At 63.6% G+C, this 1,494-nt stretch carries 3 protein-coding genes; 2 read left to right on the top strand and 1 reads right to left on the bottom strand.

Annotated elements, in window-relative coordinates; all coding sequences use genetic code 11:
* Both ACYVDE_RS22585 and plsY read left to right on the top strand, forming a co-directional pair.
* On the top strand, positions 1-299 hold a 299-nt coding region (locus ACYVDE_RS22585; RefSeq protein ID WP_460503789.1), incomplete at its 5' end, for a hypothetical protein.
* A gap of 215 nt (positions 300-514) precedes the next feature.
* Positions 515-1,165, top strand: a complete 651-nt coding sequence (gene plsY / locus ACYVDE_RS22580; RefSeq protein ID WP_460503788.1) for a glycerol-3-phosphate acyltransferase — start codon at positions 515-517, stop codon at positions 1,163-1,165.
* A 37-nt stretch (positions 1,166-1,202) separates the two neighbouring features.
* On the opposite strand, the gene ACYVDE_RS22575 is transcribed toward plsY, so the two are convergent.
* Positions 1,203-1,494, bottom strand: a 292-nt coding sequence (locus tag ACYVDE_RS22575; RefSeq protein ID WP_460503787.1) for a DUF2721 domain-containing protein, incomplete at its 5' end; no start/stop codon positions are given.

Below are 1,494 nucleotides of genomic sequence, written 5' to 3'. Positions count from 1 at the left end.
CCGCAGCCAAGCCCGCCACCCCGGCAGATACCACGGCCGCCGGCAAAGCGGCCGCCGGCAAAGCTCCCACCACGGGCCAGAAAGCCGCCGAAAAAGCGCCCGCCAACGAGCCGCCCACTCCGGAAGCGCCCGTTGATGTGCCCAACGCACCCGATAAAAAAGAAGCTGCCCGCTTAGCCAAAGAAGCCGAAAAGCAGAAAAAAGAGGAGGAGAGGCTGAAAAAGGAGGAGGAGAAAAAGAAGAAGGACGAGGAGAAGCAGAAGAAGAAAAACGAAAACGACCCCTTCGGCGACAGCTAGCGAGTAGCTAGGTTTCAGGGTAACGTAACCGCTTGTTTGGCAGCGCCCCGTCCGTCATCCTGAGCGCAGCAAAGGACCTTATCACGTCAGAGCGATTTTTGCCGGCGTGATAAGGTCCTTCGCTGCGCTCAGGATGACAGGCGGGGCGCCCTTCGCTCCGTATGACGTTCTTTATTGCCCCAATTCACCAATCCGCCATCCCACCAACTACCCCCATGCCCATTCTCTACATTGCGCTGGCGCTGCTGGCCGCTTACCTGCTTGGTTCCATTCCTACGGCGCTGTGGGTAGGGCGGCGCTTCTTCAACCTGGCCGACATCCGCGAACACGGCTCGGGCAATGCCGGGGCCACCAACACCTTTCGGGTACTGGGGCCGAAGGCGGGCAGCTTCGTGCTGTTCGTCGATGCGCTGAAGGGCTTTGTGGCGGCATTTTTTCTGCCGCAGTGGCTGGTGGCGCAGGGCGCAATCGCGCCCGAGCACGAGCTGTATTATCGCCTGGCCTGTGGGGCGCTGGCCGTGGTGGGGCACATTTACCCGGTGTTTGCGCAGTTTCGGGGCGGTAAGGGCGTGGCCACCATTCTGGGCATGATGTTGGGCGTAGCCCCGGCCACGGTGGGCGTGTGCATCCTCGTATTCATCATCATGCTGCTACTCTTCCGCTTCGTGAGCCTGGCCAGCATGACGGCCGGCGTCACCTTCGCGCTGCTGCAGCTGCTGCCGCAGTTCCGGCCGGCGCAGCCGTTTCTGGTGTACGTGGGCTTCCTGCTGGCCGCGCTATTGATTTACACGCACCGCGCCAACATCGGCCGCCTGCGCAGCGGCACCGAAAGCCGCGTGCCCATGCCCTGGGAGCGGAAAAAGTAGGAGCCGTAGCGCGTGCCTGTCCCGGCCAAGGCCTGGGCTACTCCTGCCGCGTGAGGTAGGCGGTTTCCTCGGCCACGTCCGACACGGCGAGGCGCGATTCCTGAATCAGAAGCACGCTGGCCCCGAGCAGCAGCGTGGCTCCGAGCACGCTGAGCACGGCAATAACCCAAGTGGCCGTGCTGTTGGTGAGCTCGAACAGCCCGATGGTGCAGATGCTGGCAATGAACACGCCCAGCGTGACGTGCAGCACCGACATGGTGCGCTGCAGCAGGCGGGCACGGCGGGCGGCAAAGGCCAGCTGCAGGCGCAGGTGGGCGCGGTCGGCGTCG

This window comes from Hymenobacter agri (assembly GCF_054778495.1).
The sequence above is the reverse complement of the archived record's forward strand: the minus strand, read 5'-3'. Positions and strand labels throughout refer to the sequence as shown.